The organism is Pseudomonas sp. LB3P25, from assembly GCF_054897985.1.
Genome location: NZ_CM142711.1, coordinates 1,757,799 through 1,774,442 on the forward strand (window position 1 = coordinate 1,757,799; position 16,644 = coordinate 1,774,442).

At 59.1% G+C, this 16,644-nt stretch carries 17 protein-coding genes and 2 pseudogenes; 6 read left to right on the plus strand and 13 right to left on the minus strand.

The window, feature by feature from the left end:
- Positions 1 to 110 precede the first annotated feature (110 nt).
- The 4 genes from ACYZTW_RS07665 to ACYZTW_RS07680 form a co-directional block, all read right to left on the minus strand.
- Positions 111 to 833, minus strand: coding sequence for a TylF/MycF/NovP-related O-methyltransferase (locus ACYZTW_RS07665; RefSeq protein WP_462004383.1), 723 nt, complete (start codon positions 831 to 833; stop codon positions 111 to 113).
- Positions 830 to 1,696, minus strand: coding sequence for a 2OG-Fe(II) oxygenase family protein (locus ACYZTW_RS07670; RefSeq protein ID WP_462004384.1), 867 nt, complete (start codon positions 1,694 to 1,696; stop codon positions 830 to 832). The genes ACYZTW_RS07665 and ACYZTW_RS07670 overlap by 4 nt, the downstream gene beginning before the upstream one ends.
- 326 nt (positions 1,697 to 2,022) lie before the next feature.
- On the minus strand, positions 2,023 to 3,636 hold the full coding sequence (locus ACYZTW_RS07675; RefSeq protein WP_462004385.1) for an inorganic phosphate transporter: 1,614 nt from the start codon (positions 3,634 to 3,636) through the stop codon (positions 2,023 to 2,025).
- 274 nt (positions 3,637 to 3,910) lie between these two features.
- Positions 3,911 to 4,933, minus strand: coding sequence for a transporter (locus ACYZTW_RS07680; protein ID WP_462004386.1), 1,023 nt, complete (start codon positions 4,931 to 4,933; stop codon positions 3,911 to 3,913).
- 503 nt (positions 4,934 to 5,436) lie between these two features.
- On the opposite strand from ACYZTW_RS07680, the gene ACYZTW_RS07685 reads away from it, so the two are divergent.
- The 3 genes from ACYZTW_RS07685 to ACYZTW_RS07695 all read left to right on the plus strand — a co-directional run bounded on the left by ACYZTW_RS07685 (position 5,437) and on the right by ACYZTW_RS07695 (position 8,119).
- On the plus strand, positions 5,437 to 7,062 hold the full coding sequence (locus tag ACYZTW_RS07685; protein ID WP_462004387.1) for a methyl-accepting chemotaxis protein: 1,626 nt from the start codon (positions 5,437 to 5,439) through the stop codon (positions 7,060 to 7,062).
- 112 nt (positions 7,063 to 7,174) lie between these two features.
- Positions 7,175 to 7,612 carry a hypothetical protein gene (locus ACYZTW_RS07690; RefSeq protein WP_462004388.1) on the plus strand — a complete coding sequence of 146 codons (438 nt, stop codon included), beginning with the start codon at positions 7,175 to 7,177 and terminating at the stop codon, positions 7,610 to 7,612.
- Between the two features lie 159 nt (positions 7,613 to 7,771).
- On the plus strand, positions 7,772 to 8,119 hold the full coding sequence (locus ACYZTW_RS07695; protein ID WP_462004389.1) for a hypothetical protein: 348 nt from the start codon (positions 7,772 to 7,774) through the stop codon (positions 8,117 to 8,119).
- Positions 8,120 to 8,134: 15 nt separating this feature from the next.
- Here ACYZTW_RS07695 and ACYZTW_RS07700 read toward each other — a convergent pair.
- From ACYZTW_RS07700 to ACYZTW_RS07710, 3 genes and pseudogenes are all read right to left on the minus strand, one after another.
- A pseudogene (locus tag ACYZTW_RS07700) lies at positions 8,135 to 8,881 on the minus strand (sensor histidine kinase); the annotation flags it as partial.
- Between the two features lie 158 nt (positions 8,882 to 9,039).
- Complete coding sequence (locus ACYZTW_RS07705) at positions 9,040 to 9,357, minus strand: PepSY domain-containing protein (RefSeq protein ID WP_462004390.1); 318 nt, start codon at positions 9,355 to 9,357, stop codon at positions 9,040 to 9,042.
- Between the two features lie 120 nt (positions 9,358 to 9,477).
- Positions 9,478 to 10,605, minus strand: a complete 1,128-nt coding sequence (locus ACYZTW_RS07710; protein ID WP_462004391.1) for a glycerophosphodiester phosphodiesterase — start codon at positions 10,603 to 10,605, stop codon at positions 9,478 to 9,480.
- A gap of 234 nt (positions 10,606 to 10,839) precedes the next feature.
- Here ACYZTW_RS07710 and ACYZTW_RS07715 point away from each other — a divergent pair, with 234 nt between their 5' ends.
- Positions 10,840 to 11,166: a DUF2025 family protein gene (locus ACYZTW_RS07715; protein ID WP_462004392.1), complete on the plus strand. Its 327-nt coding sequence runs from the start codon at positions 10,840 to 10,842 to the stop codon at positions 11,164 to 11,166.
- Positions 11,167 to 11,308: 142 nt separating this feature from the next.
- On the opposite strand, the pseudogene ACYZTW_RS07720 reads toward ACYZTW_RS07715, so the two are convergent.
- Together ACYZTW_RS07720 and ACYZTW_RS07725 are read right to left on the minus strand one after the other, a co-directional pair.
- Positions 11,309 to 11,630 (minus strand): annotated as a pseudogene (locus ACYZTW_RS07720) (antibiotic biosynthesis monooxygenase family protein).
- Positions 11,627 to 12,334 (minus strand): CTP synthase C-terminal region-related (seleno)protein, encoded by a 708-nt coding sequence (locus ACYZTW_RS07725; RefSeq protein WP_462004393.1) that lies wholly within the window; start codon positions 12,332 to 12,334, stop codon positions 11,627 to 11,629. The pseudogene ACYZTW_RS07720 and the gene ACYZTW_RS07725 overlap by 4 nt, the downstream one beginning before the upstream one ends.
- 15 nt (positions 12,335 to 12,349) lie before the next feature.
- On the opposite strand from ACYZTW_RS07725, the gene ACYZTW_RS07730 reads away from it, so the two are divergent.
- Entirely contained in the window at positions 12,350 to 13,291 is a 942-nt protein-coding gene (locus tag ACYZTW_RS07730; protein ID WP_462005718.1) for a LysR family transcriptional regulator, read from the plus strand.
- A 6-nt stretch (positions 13,292 to 13,297) separates the two neighbouring features.
- On the opposite strand, the gene ACYZTW_RS07735 is transcribed toward ACYZTW_RS07730, so the two are convergent.
- Positions 13,298 to 13,837 carry a DUF1003 domain-containing protein gene (locus ACYZTW_RS07735; protein WP_462004394.1) on the minus strand — a complete coding sequence of 180 codons (540 nt, stop codon included), beginning with the start codon at positions 13,835 to 13,837 and terminating at the stop codon, positions 13,298 to 13,300.
- 139 nt (positions 13,838 to 13,976) lie between these two features.
- Positions 13,977 to 14,585, minus strand: coding sequence for a TetR/AcrR family transcriptional regulator (locus tag ACYZTW_RS07740; RefSeq protein WP_462004395.1), 609 nt, complete (start codon positions 14,583 to 14,585; stop codon positions 13,977 to 13,979).
- Between the two features lie 214 nt (positions 14,586 to 14,799).
- On the opposite strand from ACYZTW_RS07740, the gene ACYZTW_RS07745 reads away from it, so the two are divergent.
- Complete coding sequence (locus ACYZTW_RS07745; RefSeq protein ID WP_462004396.1) at positions 14,800 to 15,858, plus strand: MBL fold metallo-hydrolase; 1,059 nt, start codon at positions 14,800 to 14,802, stop codon at positions 15,856 to 15,858.
- Between the two features lie 50 nt (positions 15,859 to 15,908).
- Here ACYZTW_RS07745 and ACYZTW_RS07750 read toward each other — a convergent pair whose 3' ends face one another.
- A complete protein-coding gene (locus ACYZTW_RS07750) occupies positions 15,909 to 16,169 on the minus strand; it encodes an XRE family transcriptional regulator (RefSeq protein ID WP_462004397.1) in 261 nt (86 codons plus the stop codon).
- A gap of 11 nt (positions 16,170 to 16,180) precedes the next feature.
- Positions 16,181 to 16,498 carry a helix-turn-helix domain-containing protein gene (locus tag ACYZTW_RS07755; protein WP_462004398.1) on the minus strand — a complete coding sequence of 106 codons (318 nt, stop codon included), beginning with the start codon at positions 16,496 to 16,498 and terminating at the stop codon, positions 16,181 to 16,183.
- Positions 16,499 to 16,644 lie beyond the last annotated feature (146 nt).

A 16,644-nucleotide genomic window follows, 5' to 3' on the forward strand; every position in this document is an offset into this window, starting at 1 on the left:
CACTTCCTCTGTGGGAGCGAGCCTGCTCGCGATGAGGCCTCCACACTCAACATCATCATTGACTGTCAGACCGCTATCGCGAGCAGGCTCGCTCCCACAGGGGTTTTGTGTCAGACGTGGAAATAGCCTACGCAGCTGTCAAACGGCAAACGCTTAAGCTCGATCTTGTTCAGGTCGAGTACTTCGCGCAGGGCTTTGGTTTCGCCCGGGAAGTTGCGGTAAGCGACTTCGTCGAGTACCACGACCGCGCCTTTTGGCATGTACGGCAGGAAGGTTTCCAGCGCGACTTTGGTCGATTCATACAGGTCGGTGTCGAGGATCAGCATGGCCACGACCAGGTCCGGACGGGTTTTGACCCACTCAGGCACGGTCTTGACGATGTCACCCTTCACCAGCTCGCAACGCGGGATGCGGTTGACCGGGCGCAACAGGTCGTTGGCGTCGATCATGTCCTGGATCAGCGACTGGTCGGTGTCGGAGAACATGGTCTCGTTGACATCGGCCGGGTCTTCATTTTTGTCGATGCTCTGGAAACCTTCGAAGGTGTCGAAGCCAATGATCGAACGGTTGATCGCGTACGGCTCGAGAATCATCGACAGGTGCATGTAGAGCATCAGCGAGTTGCCCTTGTACACGCCGCACTCGATGATCGCGCCTGGTACTTCGGCGACTTTCTTGAACAGCTCCATGCGCGACAGTGCAGCGGTCACGCCGATGCGGTTGGCGAAGACGAACGGCGCGTCGGCCACGTACTCGGCATCGACCCGTTTCAGAACGTTGGCACGGGTTTCGTTGTACTGGGCCTCGGCGGGCGTGATGCGACGCTTGGTCATTGCTGGATTCCTTGGAAATTCGAAAAGTCGTGGGCGTGAAAATAGTCTTTGAAACCGGAGCCGACGTCAGGGCAGGCGCTGTCGACGTTGATCGCGCCACGCTTGTGCTTGAGGTCGTCGAGGTGCATCAGGCGGAAGTCCACGCTGAAGCGGGTTTGATCGGTGTGGTTGGCGACCGTGCCGTGCAAGTGCGAGCCGGAGAAGATCAGCATCTCGCCGGTATTGCCGGCGATGCGCACTTCAGACGCGGTGTTGATCGCCTCCAGCGGCACCGGGTGCATGCGGACTTCCTCTTTGAGGTTGTCCTTGGCTTTATGCCGCTGGTTGTTGATCCAGTCGTTGAGGCTCCATTCGCTGGAGGTGTTCTTCACCGGCACGTCGAAGTAGCCGGCGTTGATCATCATGGTCTGGTCGGGGCGAATGGTGTGCACCGGCATCCAGGTGTTGATCTGGCAATCGACGCCGCCGTACCAGGTGTCGCGATGAGGTTTGTAGGCGTAGCTGACACCGGCGTGCAGGTAGTCATAGTTCGGCACCACGCGAATGCGCGGCACGTCGAAAATGTACTCGCGCGGGTCGACACCGATCTCGTCGATAAACGACAGGATCAGGTCCTTGGCGCGCTGGCTGTTGGTGAACTGGCCCTTGAGGCGCGTCACCAGTACCACGAATTCTTCCACCGGCATCAGCGTGTGCAGGGCCTGGTGGTTGGTCTCGCCATCGAAGGCGGCGGTGATGCTTTCCTGGGCGAATGCACACAGCTCTTTGGCGGCGCGCAGCTGAGTGTTCAGGAAGATGTCGCCGGCGTAGATGGCTTCTTTGAAGTCAGCTTTGTGCTGAAGCTGATTGATATACAGATTCACGATTCCACTCCTGAATGCATCGAGTCTCTTAAGAGTCGGCCACACGTTAGCAAACTGAAGTGCAATCCGGCGGTTGGTGCATCAATAAAAACGCAATCCCCTGAATTTGCGACGAAATGCGTTTTCCGGGCAAAAAAAATCCCTGTAGGAGCTGGCGTAGCCTGCGTTCGGCTGCGCACCTTGTGGGAGCGAGCCTGCTCGCGAAGAGGCAGTGTCAGTCGACATAAATGCAGCTGACATACCGCTTTCGCGAGCAGGCTCGCTCCCACAGGGCGCAGCTGAACGCAGGCTGCGCCAGCTGCTACAGGGATTGGTGTTTAGGCTGATCAGAACAGCTTGGTGAACAACCAATATAAACTGCCCGACAACAGAATCGCCGCTGGCAAGGTCAGCACCCAGGCCATCAGCAGGTTGCGGATGGTCTTCATCTGCAAGCCGCCGCCGTTGGCGACCATGGTCCCGGCCACGCCCGAAGACAGCACGTGTGTGGTTGAGACCGGCAGACCGAACATGTCGGCGGCGCCAATGGTCAGCATCGCGACGGTTTCCGCCGAGGCGCCTTGCGCGTAAGTCAGGTGGGTCTTGCCGATCTTCTCGCCGACCGTCACCACGATGCGTTTCCAGCCGACCATGGTGCCCAGTCCCAGGGCGATGGCCACCGCGATTTTCACCCATAGCGGAATGAACCGCGTGGCGTTGTCGATCTGCTGCTTGAACAGTTGCAGTTTGCCGGTGGTGTCGGCGTCGAAGTTGCCGACTTTGTTTTTGTCCATCAGGCGAATGGTTTCGCTGGTCAGGTACATGTCGTTACGCACGTTACCCATGGCCTCGGCCGGGACTTTCGAGAGCGAGCCGTAACCCTTCACTTCATTCCCGATATTGCCGGTCAACGCGGCGAGGGCGGGGATCAGTTGCGGCGTGACTTCCTTGCTGCGCACGTAATCGGACAGCACCGGACGCGGGTCGGCCGGCGCTGGCAGCGGAGCACTTTTGACCAGCGCTTGCTGGGTGACTTCGGCCACGGCAGCAAACTGCAGCGCCTGGTCCGCCGGCATGGTGCGATTCAGCGCGTAAGCCATCGGCAGCGTGCCGACCAGAATCAGCATGATCAGGCCCATGCCTTTCTGACCGTCGTTGGAACCGTGGGCGAAAGACACGCCCGTGCAGGTCAGAATCAACATGCCGCGAATCCACCACGGTGGCGGAGTGTCACCCTTCGGTGCTTTATACAGCGCACGATTCTTCACGAAAGCACGCAAGGCCAGCAGCAACAGCGCAGCAAACGCGAAGCCGATCAGCGGCGACAGCAACAGCGCATAACCGACTTTGGTTGCCTGCGCCCAGTCCACGCCGCTGGTGCCGTCGCGGCCGTGCATCAGAGCATTGGCCACGCCGACGCCGATGATCGAGCCGATCAGGGTGTGCGACGAAGACGCCGGCAAACCCAGCCACCAGGTGCCGAGGTTCCACAGGATCGCGGCGATCAACAGGGCGAAGATCATCGCGAAACCGGCGGAGGAACCGACTTGCAGAATCAGCTCCACCGGCAGCAGGGCGATGATGCCGAACGCCACCGCGCCGCTGGACAGCAGCACCCCGAGGAAGTTGAAGAACCCCGACCAGGCCACTGCGAAATTCGGCGGCAAGGAGTTGGTGTAAATCACCGTGGCCACGGCGTTGGCGGTGTCGTGAAAACCGTTGACGAACTCAAAGCCGAGGGCAATCAGCAGCGCCACGCCCAACAGCAGAAACGGCGTCCAGGTGGTCACCACGGTGCCGAGTTCGTTCATGTCGTGCATCAGGCTGTAGGCGGTGAACAGCAGCCCGCAGCCCAGCACTGCGAAGAAAATCACGATGGTCAGCAAGCCGGGCTTTTTATCGAGTTGCGGTTTGGCGCTACTGGCGGGCGCCTGGGCGGCGGTGAAGGAAGGAGTAGCCATGACGGACAATCCTGAGGAGAGAAGGAGTGTCGCCCATGATCGTTGCTGAATGTTACAGAGAGACTGCCCTGGGTCAGTGTTTTGGGTTTTTGCAGATCCGTTGATCCGAGTCCACCGCATACCTGTGGCGAGGGAGCTTGCTCCCGCTCGGCTGCGCAGCAGTCGCAAATCGGTGGATGCGGTCTATCTGAAGAAACCAGGCTGCAGATTTGGGGCCGCTTCGCAGCCCAGCGGGAGCAAGCTCCCTCGCCACAGTGACGGCCAACGACCGTGCTTAATAATCCTGGCGTTTACGAAACGCCCAACGCCCGGCGATCACGGTAAACGTCGCGACCAATGCCACCAGAATCCAGAACCCTTCCGGGTCGCCGGAAAGCGGCACCCCACCGACGTTCATGCCAAAGAACCCGGCGATGATGTTGATCGGCAACGCCAGCACCGTCACCACGGTCAGGGTGAACAGTGTGCGGTTACTCTGTTCGTTGAGGTTGGCGGCGATTTCTTCCTGCAACAGCTTGATCCGTTCGCCCAGCGCCGTGAGGTCGTTGATGATCAGCGCGAACTCCTCGGTGGACTTGCGCAATTCCTTCACATCCTCCTTCTGCAACCACTGCGGCGGGCGATTGAGCAGGCGCAGCAACGAGCCCGGTTCCAGCGCCAACAAGCGTTGCAGGCGCACCAGCACCCGACGATTGGCGCCCAGTTCGGCCCGGTTGGTCGACAGCCGCGAGGACAGCAACTCATCTTCGATCTGATCGACACTGAGGCTGGTCTTGCGCACGATCTGGGTCAGCACTTCACCCTGATCGCGCAGCAGATGCACCAGCAATTCCAGCGGCGAGCGAAAGCATTCACCGGCCTTCACCGACGAACGCAGCTTGTCCACCGAGTGCAGCGGTTGCAGCCGCGCGCTGATGATCAGCCGACTGCGGGCGCAAACCCACAGGGTCGAAACATCGGACGAAACCATGCTGCTGAGGTTGAACACCACGTCGTTGACCACCGCCAGCAACGCCGAATCCACATGCTCGATGCGCGTCGAACGGGAGCCCTCATGCAGCGCTTCGAAAAACTCGTCGGGCAATTCCAGATGGCTTTTCATCCAGCGCTCGCACGCCGCATGAGCCAGGTTCAGGTGCAGCCAGAGAAATTCGTCGGTGTCGCCGGGTTGTTGCAGGCACTGCAAGGCCTTGGCCGAGTCGAGCTCCCGGCCGCGCTCGCCGGGGCGAAAACTGAAACCGTACAGCAGACCGAACAGGTCCGTGTCGCGATGGCTTTGGTCGATGCTGTGGTTCATGAGGTCTCACTGAAGGAGGCGCTGTCGGTCGCGTTGTGTAGCAGCTGGCGAAGCCTTCGTTCGCCTGCGCCCCTGTGGGAGCGAGCCTGTGTGGCGAGGGGATTTATCCCCGTTCGGCTGCGAAGCAGTCGTAAACCATCGTGTGCGGTGTACTTGGCCCACCGCGGTTTTCGATTTCGGGGCCGCTTCGCAGCCCAACGGGGATAAATCCCCTCGCCACACAGGCTCGATCCCACAGGGGCGGATCGCGTTACGGCGGGTTTAACAGGTTCACTTGAGCCGCATCATCGCAAGGAGTTTTAACAGTTTTGTGACAGCGCAGTGGGGGCGAAATAGTGGCACTACCGACGGTCGGAATTGATTAAAGAACCGCTCTGGCACGCCGATCCTGCTGACGTTAACTTGCACGGCTTTGGCCACTGGCCAAGGTCGCAGACAGGGATGTCCGGACTTCTTTCACGCCTCACCCCGGCGTGCCTCATTCCTGTCATGAGTACCTTCCGATGTTTTTGCAAAAGTCCTTGAGAGCGCAAATTCTCGCCCTGCTGAGCGGCAGCCTGTTGGCCATGTTGCTGATCGCCCTGGCCTGTTTTCATTTTCTGTCCAGCGGTGTTCAGAACTACGCGAATCTGATCGAAGGCCCGCTGCACACCTCGCAATTGATCGATGAAGCCAACCTGCAATTCAAGGTGCAGGTTCAGGAATGGAAAAACGTCCTGCTACGCGGCAAGCAGCCTGTGGACCTGGACAAATACTGGAAGCAATTCGAAGACCGTCAGCGCGACGTGCAGGGCATCCTCGGCGAACTGGCCGGGCAGAAGGGTATCGAGTCGTCACTCCAGACTCGCATCGAACGCCTGCGGGACGAACATCGCCTGTTGGGTGCGGCCTATCAGAAGGGCCGTGATGCCTACGTGGCGGCAGGTGCCGACCCAACGGCTGGCGACACGGCGGTCAAAGGTGTGGACCGCGCGACCAGCGATCAGATGAGCGAGTTGGTCAGCGAATTGCGCAAGCAGGGTGCCGAGCAATCGAAGCTGATCAGCGCCGACGCCGATCGCACTGTGTTGCTGGGGATCATTGTGATGCTCGCCTCGGGTCTGTTGATCGGGTTGTTGAGCCTGTGGCTGGTCAACCGCAACCTGGTGGAACCGATTCGCAAACTGATCGAGTACGTGGCGCAACTCAGCCAGGGTCGTTTCGCCGAACGCGTGACCAGCACCCGACAGGACGAGCTGGGCAAACTGGCAATGGCCGCCAACACCCTGCGCGATTTTCTCGCCGAAACCTTCAGCCGTTTACAGTGCAGCGCCAAGGATCTGGACAGCGCCAGCGGTGAACTGAATTCCATCGCCACCCTGATGGCCAGCGGCACTAACGAGCAGTTCAACCGTACTGATCAGGTGGCCACGGCAATGAACGAAATGTCCGCTACCGCGCAAGAAGTCGCACGCCACGCTGCCGATGCGGCACGTGCCGCCGACGATGCCGACCAGTCCGCCCAGCAGGGCGAAAAGGTCATGCAGGGCACCATTCACACCATCACCCAAATGCGCGGCGAAATCGCCAATACCGCCACGGTCATCCGTCGTCTGGAAACCGACAGCGGGCGCATCGGGAAGGTACTGGAAGTGATTCGCGGCATCGCCGAGCCGACCAATCTGCTGGCGCTCAACGCAGCCATCGAAGCGGCCCGTGCTGGCGAAGCCGGGCGCGGTTTTGCGGTGGTGGCCGATGAAGTCCGCAGCCTGGCCCAGCGCACGGCGGCGTCGATCATCGAGATCAACCAGATCATTCAAACGGTGCAAACCGGTGCGGTGGACGCCGCTCAGGCAATTGAAAGCGGTCAGTCGCGCAGTGAGGAAAGTGTCGAGCAAGTGACTCAGGCCGGCGCCATGTTGGAGCGCATCACCCTGGCCGTGGAAGCCATCCGCGACATGAACCGCCAGATCGCCACTGCCGCGGAAGAGCAGACGTCGGTGGCCGAAGACATCTCGCGCAACCTCACCGAAATCACCAGCATCGCCAGCACCAATCTGGACAACGTGCAGCGCACCGAAGCGGCCAGCCACAACCTGCACGGGTTGTCGGGGCAGTTGAATGAAGTGACCGCGCGTTTAAGCGCGTAACGGGAAGGGCTGTGTACCGGTTTGCTTACCGAATCGGTACACAGTCGATCTCAAGTCCGCAGTGTCGATGTCGATGACCACGGTAATCCCATAACCCCAATGGAAAACCGCCATGGTCAGCATCACTTCCATTTCGATCACCCCGACGGCCTCGACGGCTTCGAACAAGACTGCCGTCAGCGACGGCACCGAAGACACGTCAGTCACAGCAACCGCTGAGGCGTCCAGCGACACCTCCAAGGTATCCGCCGGTGGCGCCCCCGCGGCGAGCGGCAGCAGTTCCAGCAGCAGCGAAGAGTCCGATACGGTGAAAGAACTGCGCAAGCAGATCGCCGAGCTGCAAAAGCAATTGCAGGAACAACAGCAGCAACTACAAGCGGCCCAGGCCAGGCAGGAAAGCGCCGAAGCAAAAGCGGCGGACGTCGCGGCGGCGCAGTCGCAGATTGCGACGACTTCGGGCTCGTTGCAGACGGCGACGGCGGCGTTGTTGCAGGCGTTGCAGGATTCCGGTTCCAGTACGTCGGGATCGCTGGTCAGCACTTCGGCCTGATATCCCGTTCAGCAGGCATGACCGCTGGTCGGATTCGACGCTTCGAACCCCTTGATTCAGAAGGTACCTGTTAGTTCTGACAGTAGACGGGACGCATTCCTGACGGCTTGATGATCGGGTCAGCGCAATGGCGCGATTATCCCGATAAGGAGTGTTCCCATGTCTACGCTTGAAGTGTTGGAAAAACTGACGATCCCGAGCATGACGCCGGTCGAAGGTCAGGAGTATGAGGGTGAGGTGTCTTTACCCTCGGCTCCCGGTCTGCGGGCGTCTGTCCCTGACAAACAGGGTTTGAGCAAAGGGGATCGTCTTGAGGTGGTATGGATCACCAAAGCAGGCACTGAAACAGTTTTTACGCATGAGATCACCGAGATTGAAGAAGTAAACCCTGTGCATTTCTATGTGAAGGAAACCTTCATCACACCGGGTTTGGTGACTACCTTTTATGAAGTTGTCAGAGACGACCGAATCTGGCGCTCCAAGCCGTTGATCATTATGGTCAAGTGATTCGAGCCTGGCAGATCACACTGGCAAGCTGAACGTAAACGTCGTGCCCTGTTGCTCGGTCGATAGCGGCTCCAGTTTCCCCCCTTGGGACTGCGCAATCTGACTGGCAATGTATAACCCCAACCCGAGTCCGGTCCGCGGTGTTCCGCTGGCCGGTCGCGAGTAGGGCTGGAACAGGTGCGGCAGTGCATCCTCGGCAATCTGCCCCTGATTTTTAACGCTCAGCACGAACTGTCCTTCATTGATCTGCGCGCTGATATCGATCGAGCTATCGGGATCTCCGTGAGCAACTGCGTTCGCCACCAGATTGGAGAGTAACTGCGCGACCCGCTCGCGATCGCAATGAACGCTGCCCAGGTCACCGATGGATGACTGAATGGAGCGGTCGGGATGGACGCTCCGAACTTCAGAAATTACATGCCGCAAGGCATCCTCTAGATCCGGGCACGGCCCGATGTTCACCGGGATGCCACGGCCCAAAGAGCCGCGAGCGAAATCCAGAACGTCATCGACCAGTTTGGTCGCACGACGGGCGTTGGTGAGGATGTGCCGGGCCCGTTGCTGATTCGCCGGATCGGGTAGTTTGCGCAGGAGCATTTCGGCGCCGGCGCTGATGGCGAACAAGGGGTTGCGCAGGTCATGCCCGAGTACGGCGATAAACTGTTCGCGCAGTTCGGCGGCTTCGCGTTCCTGCCTCAGCGCTGCTTCGGTCCTTTGCGCGTTTTCTTCGGCCTCGATCTGCAGCGCGAGCATCCGGGCGATGTCTGCATCCGCTGCTTGACCCATTTCAATCCATCCTTGCATGAACAGTGTGTTGGGATTCTAACGGGCTGGCGCCGCGTTGGCGCGACTTCATTGTCTTAATTTGACGTGCAAAAAAGCCGCACGATCCGAAAATCGTGCGGCTTATTGTGAGGCGATTACGTGTCTTGTTTGTTGCTAAGTACTTTGCCGGTTTTGGCATCCAGATCTACATCCCACTCAACGTTTTTGGCGTCACGGATCTCCACTTGGTAGACATAAGCGCCAGTGGCGGTCTGTTTCAGTTCGGTATCGGTGATGTTTACTGCGGTGGTGCCTGGGTGCTGGGCGAGGGCTGCCTGGTTGAGTTTTTCCAGGTCCATGATGGTGCCCGCCTTGAGCAGACCCGGGATCAGGTCAGGACGAACATCGGCCTGGGCCAAGCCAGCGGTGAGGGCCAGGGCAACAGCGGCGAACAGGGCAGTCGGGGTTTTCATGAGGTTCTTTCCATGGATGAGCTGTTTAAGTGGGATCAGGCTATCCGGCGCAACTTAATCCACCCTTAATTCTCCAACCGCGTCGTTAGTAAAGCTTCGCGGGGTATCGCCAAACGCGGATCAGTAACCGTTGTTCTGCAGCAATTGCGCAACACTGGCCGCTGCCGGGCGTTTGTAGAACTTGAGCAGTTCGCTGGCGCGGTTGGTGAAGATGCCGTCGACGCCGGCGTCCATGACTTTCTGGTAATCCACGGCATCGTCGATGGTGTAGACGTGCACCAGCAAGCCCTGATCGTGGGTGAACTGGTTCATCCACGGTTGCACCAGGTCCGAGTAGCTCTGATCGCCACCCTGGGTCAGCGCGGCAGAAGGGCCGGTGCCGATCGCGCCTTGGGCTTTGGCGTACTCGACCCATTGCTGGAATTCGGCTTTGTCTTTCGGTTGTTGTTTGGCGTAATAAGTGGCTTTGTCTTTGTCACCTGACTCGGCAAACGTCACTTTGGATTTCGGCTCGATGCTGCCTTCGCCGACCCACAGCAGGAGGATTTTCGGCACTTTCGGCATTTCCTTCTCGAGCAGTTCGAGGCTGCTCTTCTCGAAGGTTTGCAGCACGACTTTACCTTTGCCTTGGCCAACCGCCAGATCGCTCTTGGCCAGTTTCGAACCCGCCGGGCTCAACCAGCCGCGATCCTGGAGTTTTTCCTTGAGGTCGCGCTCAATCCCGGGAAACTGCTTCGGCTCTTTGGTTTCGATGTACAGGCCAGGCTTGTGCAGCGGGTTGCCTTGGGCGATATCGATGATTTCATCGAGGGTCAGGATTTTCAGAACGGCGTACGAAGGACGCGCGCGATCCGGGTAGGCGGTGTTGAACCAGCTGCCAGCATCCAGGGTTTTCAGCTCGGCGAGGGTGAACTCGTTGGCCGGGCGGTCCTTGCGTTCAGGGAATTTGCTGGCGACATCGGTGGTGCGTTGCAGGTTGTTGTCGTGCAGGGCGAAGAGTACGCCATCCTTGCTGCGTTGCAGGTCCATTTCCAGGTAATCGGCACCCAGATCGCGGGCCAGTTTGTAGGCGGCGGCGGTGGATTCCGGTGCATCGAAGGACGCCCCACGGTGGGCGATCACGGCCGGATGCGGGATGCCCATGCGGGTGGCCAGTGCGGTGGAGCTTGGCTCGCTGGCGGCCTGTGCCTGGCCGAGGCCCAGCATCAGACTCAACAGCAGGGCGCTTTTGGGGAAGTGAACAGGCATGGTCGAGGTCCTTTCGCAGATTTTCAAAGACGTATCTTTTAACAACTGAGCGCCGCTTGCGCTATCGCCAGACCGACATAAACGTGTTTAAAGCAGATTTTTTCAGCGCTTTTGTGCGCTTCTTTGCAGTACTCTTGGCCCCGGCAGTTACCCCGACAGAGGGAACGCCCATTCGCTTGCCCTGCGTGTAAACCATCGATCACCGGTCCTTTACGACCTTTTGTGAGGTTTATCATGCGCATCACTTCCGAGCTCATCTGCCAGGCCGCCGACCAACTCAAAGGCTTCGTCGGCCTCAATCGCAAGACCGGCCATTACATTGTTCGTTTCAGCGAAGACGCCTTCGGCATGGACGTGGCTGACGACGGCATTTTTCCCACCAGTGAATTCGTCTGGGCCCCAGATTCCGGGCAGACCATGACGCTCAAGCGTGAGTTGATTCAGTTGTTGCTGGATCAGAACATCGATGACCGGATCAACATCACCGAGCCGTTGCAGGTGTACATGAATCGGCGGGACGTGCCGCAGATTTCGGCGGTGCGCAGTCTGGTGCAGAGCTGATATTTTTGCAGTGAATGCGCTGGCCCTTTCGCGAGCAGGCTCGCTCCCACATTAGTTATGTGTCGATCACAAAACCAATGTGGGAGCGAGCCGGCTCCGGGCGGCGTTCCGACGAAGGCGGCCCTAAGAACACCACAACCACTCACTGCTTGAACGCATACGCCCGCTCAACCTTGCACACCCGCGTATGGCAAGACGAATACCAGGTCGAGCGGGCGTATGCGAATTTCACTGTGCTCGGGATGATGTTTCCACGCCAGGATCGCCGCTTCGCTGGCCCAGTAGGACACCGTAATCCCGAGCCCGTCTTCACCCCGAGCCGATTCCACACCCAGGAAACCGGGTTGCTCACGGGCCAGCTCGACCATGCGCGTGGCGGCCTGCTCGTAACCGTGATCACCGTTGGTGCGCAGGGAGGTAAAAATCACCGCGTAGTAAGGCGGCGGCGGAGTCTTGGCGATCATGGCTTCTGCCTCTTGCAGGCTGCGATCAACGCACGGACCAGCGGCGGCAGATTGCCCTTGAGCGCTGCGCGTTCAGGTTGGAACAGCGTCGCGACGAAGAACGGATGCCCACGCAATTCCACTGCCCGCAAGTCGCCCGAAGCATCGTGTCCAACGGCGCACAGCTGTTGGGTCAACAACTCACGTTCGAACGCTGGATTAACGCCGTATCGGCAGCGATATCCTTCGACAATCTCGGCGCTTTCGTACGCCTCGGCGATCAACGAGCCTTCAACCAGATGGATGCTGTCAACGGCCTCCACCAGCGAGCAAGTCAGTGGCGTGAGCAGCGCTCGCGCCGCATCCGGCGATGTCTCACCGTGTTCGGCATCGTCCCAGCCCAGAACATTTCGGGCGTATTCAAGTACGGCGTGTTGAAACCCGCCACAGGTACCCAGGAAGGGTCGCTGCTGTTCACGGGCAAAACGAATCGCCCGCAACGCCCCGTCCATATCGCGGTAAGGGCTGGCAGGTACGCACCAGAAACCGTCGAAGTCAGCCAATGGCGCATCGGCGCTGATGCGGTCGGTGGCCAGCCACTGGAACTGCACGTCTGTGCCCGCATACTCGGCGGCCATGCCGAGGGCAATGGGGATGGCTTGGTGAGCGGTGACGTGCGGGTCGTAATCGCCGATCAGGGCGATGCGGATTGGGCGGGTTTCCATGAGTGTGCTCCACGCTTGTTGATTCCTGGCACCCACTATAGATTGGCGTTCACGCACTCAATATTGGCGTTATCCCAATTGATCAATGCACCGATGCACTATCGACTGGATTTCCCCGACCTGTCCCTGATCCTCGCGCTGGTGCGCGGCGGCTCTCTGGCCCGGGCATCGGCGCTGTTGAAGGTCGACGTCTCGACAGTATTTCGCGCTGTGCGTCGACTGGAAGCCGCGCTGGGTCAGCAGCTGTTCGAAAAAAGCCGCGCCGGCTATTTGCCCACCACCTTGGCGCAGACCCTGGCCGAGCAGGCTGAGCGGGCCGAACAGGCGCTGGAGGCAGCGCGAATTGGTGTGGAGCAGGGCGGTGAAGTTATCAGCGGCACGGTGCGCCTGACCTGCACCGATTCGGTCTTGCAGGGTTTGCTGTTGCCGGCGCTGGCGCGGTTCATGCCGTCCTACCCGGCGCTGACCATCGAGTTGAGTACCTCCAATGACTTCGCCAACCTCAGCCGCCGGGATGCGGATATTGCCTTGCGTCTGACCCGCACACCGCCCGAGCACTTGGTGGGCCGGCGATTGGCTGAGGTGTCGTATCGAGTCTGTGCCAGTGAGGCGTATCTGAAATCGGTCGATTCCGAAGACTTAGCTTCGCTGACCTGGATCGCCCCAGACGACTTCCTCCCCGATCACCCCACCGTCGTGTGGCGCCGTCAGCAGTTGCCCGGCGTCACACCGGGTTATCGCTGCAACAGCATGTTGTCGGTGACTGAACTGGTGCGGGCCGGGCTCGGTGTCGCGGCATTGCCGGACTTCCTCATCGGTGAAGGGCTGCAACCGTTGAGCGAGCCGTTACACGGTTACGACACAGCGCTCTGGTTGCTGACCCGCCCGGACTGCCGTGCCTTGCGCTCGGTGGTGACGTTGTTCGATGAGTTGGGGCGGGCGTTGAAATGGCCTTGATGGGCGTCAGACCTTCGGCTGATCCTTGCGCACGAAGTGCTGATGCATTTCCGAGGTCAGGCTTTCAATGCGTTCGGTGAGGGCCTTGGTCATTTCGGTGAGCCGAGTGTTTTGCTCGAGCAGTTCCAGCAGTTGCGCGGTGTTCTGCGCCGCTTGTACCTGGCGTTCGCTGTTAGCGACAGCGAGGGATTCGCGGTGTAGGGCGTCGGCTTCGGACTGGGCTTTGTCCCGTGCCGCCTGACGGGTCTGGGCCAGCAGAATCAACGGCGCGGCATACGCCGATTGCAGGCTGAACGCCAGGTTGAGCAGGATGAACGGGTAGAGATCGAAGTGGGCTACGCCGAACAGATTGAGGCAAACCCATATCACCACGATCAGCGTCTGCGCGCCGAGAAAGGTCGGCGTGCCGAAGAACCGCGCGAAGGCCTCGGCACGCAGGGCAAACTTGTCGTTGCCGAAGGTAGGTGCCAGGTGTGCATGGGGGCGATGAAAGCGCAGATGGTCGACGGGGAGGGTGGGTTGGGTGTCGGAAGTCGTGGTGGTCATTGTGCTCTCTGCATGGCGCTGGGACTGAGGCTCACTATAGCCCCAGCGCCAGTTTCATTCTGAAACACATTACGGTGTTTTTTTCAGCGCCACCGATCACCGCTAAGGCGGCGGACATTGTCATTTATTGCAACTCGATTTAGAGCTGATAGCAGGCCAGAAACATGTCCAGTGCCGACTCCACCACGGTGGTCTGCATCTCGGCTGACAGGCCAGGCAGGCCCATGGAAATCTGTGGCCAGAACGCAAAGGATTTGAGCATTCCCTGAATCTGTTGTGCGGCGAATTCGGCGGCGACCGGTCTCAAACGGCCGTCGGCCTGAGCGGCGCGGATCCACACGGTCAGGCCTTCTTCGCGCTCACCCATTCGGGTGACCATATTCTGGGCGCGCTCGGGGGAATGAATGGTTGCGGCGATGGCCACCCGCGCCAGGTCGAGAAAATTATCATCGCCCAGCATCTGCAATTTCGCCATCAGCATCCGGCGCATCTGGTCGCGCAGCGGCAGGTCGGGGTGGTAGGGCGTTTCTTGTTCTGCCGTCACCCGCGCCCATAATTGATTGAGGATTTCGGCGAACAACTCTTCCTTGCTGGGGAAATGGTTGTACACCGTGCGCTTCGACACGCCGGCGGTGGCAGCGATCTTGTCCATGCTGGTGATGTCGAAACCGTTGGCACGGAATTCGGCAATCGCCGCCTGAATGATGGCTTCGCGTTTTCGGTCGGTGAGACGCTGTGGAGCTGTCATAAGTACGCTTCGGCAGGAAGAACTGAGAATTACACTTGGCAGTTTACTTGTGATCGGCTTTGATGCAACCTAGAAACTACACTGTGCAGTGTAATGTTTTGTTAATCCTGTGCAGCGAACAATAGAATCTCCGGCTGATGCGTGCGTGCCTTGGCCATTTATCGTCCCAAGCGGAAAACTGCGAATCAGGTGGTTTTCCTGGAGTCATTCAGTCATGGCCACTTCAACTTCCCCTGCGGATAACGCCTCCACGCCTGAAGCATCCCGTCAGGCAGAAGGGCACTTCCGAAACCATGCGCCTGTGCAACGCGAAGGCTTTCGCAAAATGGTGCGCATCATGTGGAACATGATTTTCCACAAACCGCGTAACACCCGCCCGACGACGCCTGTCCCGGTGCAAACCCTGACTCAGGCCGCGTTGATCGCCGCACCTAACCACAGCGTTTACCGACTCGGTCATTCCACGGTACTGCTGAAACTGCGGGACAAATTCTGGATCACCGACCCAGTCTTCGCCGAACGCGCCTCACCCGTGCAATGGGCCGGCCCCAAGCGCTTCCACCAGCCGCCGATCAGCCTCGAAGAGCTGCCGCCGATTGAAGCGGTGATCCTGTCCCACGATCACTACGACCACCTTGATTATCAAGCCGTGCTCAAACTGGCGGACAAGGCCAAGTACTTCCTTACCCCACTGGGTGTGGGCGACACCCTGATCAAGTGGGGCATCGACGCCAGCAAGGTCCGTCAACTGGACTGGTGGCAGGGCACTGAGGTCGACGGTATCCAATTCATCGCCACGCCATCGCAGCACTTTTCCGGCCGAGGTCTGTTCGATGGCAACAGCACGCTCTGGGCCTCGTGGGTGATGATCGACGGCGACACGCGGATCTTCTTCAGCGGCGACAGCGGTTATTTCGACGGCTTCAAACGCATCGGCGAACAGTACGGCCCGTTCGACCTGACGCTCATGGAAACCGGTGCCTACAACGTCGAGTGGCCGCATGTTCACATGCAGCCGGAGCAAACCCTACAGGCGCACATCGACCTCAAAGGTCGCTGGTTATTGCCGATTCACAACGGCACGTTCGATTTGTCGATGCACGCCTGGTACGAACCTTTCGACCGCATTCTGGCGTTGGCCTGGGAGCGGAATGTCTCGATCACCACGCCGCAGATGGGGCAGGCGTTTAATGTGATGTATCCGCAGCGGGGTGGAGCCTGGTGGTCGGAGATGGAAAACGTTGGTGATCAGGTGGAACCTCAGAACGCTTGATGATGTGCCGCCGGGCCGCCCCATGGAGCGGCCCGAGTTTCACAACCAAACTAGCTGCGTTCGTCCAGTAGCAGGTTTAGATATTCCGAGATCTTTGCCACAGTCAAATCGCGAAATTTTCCGCGGAGCATTTCATTCAGCTCCTCCTGCGACAATCCGAGCTTTTGCGCCGCCTCAGTCTTACTCAGCCGACCGGTTTTGAGGAGTATGCCAATCTTCATAACGTACTCAGATTTGACCCGCATCTCACCCGCGTCGGGATAGTCCAGTGCCTCATAAACACAGCTGTCGCTTCCATCGATTTCACTCATTCGCTGACACCTCACTCAACCATCGCATAATCCCCACGCCCTACCGGATCAGGCGTAGACCCTTTCACATTCATCCCTCGACCCGGCGCAAACCCCGGGAAGAACACCAACCCCTCCGATTCAAACCGATAAGCCAACGCCAGCCGCGTAACATCCAGCACATCGAGCTCATCCTCAAATCGCTGAATAGCGTCCACCGAAACCCCGGATTCCCGAGACAGTTCCTCCACACTCCACCCCAGCATTGCTCGGGCCTGGGCGCTATGCGCGGGGGTGAATTGGAAAAGGGCGATACGTTCCAGGGTGATTTTCATCGCAAGAGAGGCCATGGTGTTCTCCGGGCTCGAGAGTGCTGGTTCAAAATATACTGTGTTTTTGTACAGTTGTTTTGCGTCCGGATCAACCTCATTTTTTGATCGGTTCTATTTTTCCTCTCAGGCAGGAGCGTTGGACCGACTACGCTATTTTTAGGCGG